A 309-nucleotide genomic window follows, 5' to 3' on the forward strand; every position below is an offset into this window, starting at 1 on the left:
ATTCACCCCCCGCGGGGTTTCGACACTGCCGCCGCGCTGCCCCACACCGGGCTGCAACCGACCCCACTGCGCGCGGCCCTGTGGGGAAGCGCCCGCGACTTCGGCCGGGTCCGCGATGCGGCGGTGCACTGGGGCCCGCGCTCGCTCGACCTGGACCTGCTGCTGTACGGCGAGGCAGTGAGCGACCTGCCGCAGCTGAAGGTGCCGCACCCCTACCTGCACGAGCGCGCGTGCGCGTTGCTGCCGCTGGCCGAGATCGCCCCGGGGGCGCTGCTTCCGGGGCCGGGTCGCGTGCGGGACGCTGCGATG

Annotated in this window: 1 protein-coding gene; it reads left to right on the forward strand. The window is 75.4% G+C overall.

Annotated features, from left to right (window positions below; genetic code table 11):
• The coding region (folK, locus tag ACQG3P_RS19095) for a 2-amino-4-hydroxy-6-hydroxymethyldihydropteridine diphosphokinase (protein ID WP_426805917.1) at window positions 1–309 on the forward strand (309 nt) is incomplete at both ends.

The sequence above is a fragment of the Stenotrophomonas sp. SrG genome, assembly GCF_050031795.1.
GTDB lineage: Bacteria > Pseudomonadota > Gammaproteobacteria > Xanthomonadales > Xanthomonadaceae > Stenotrophomonas > Stenotrophomonas rhizophila_A.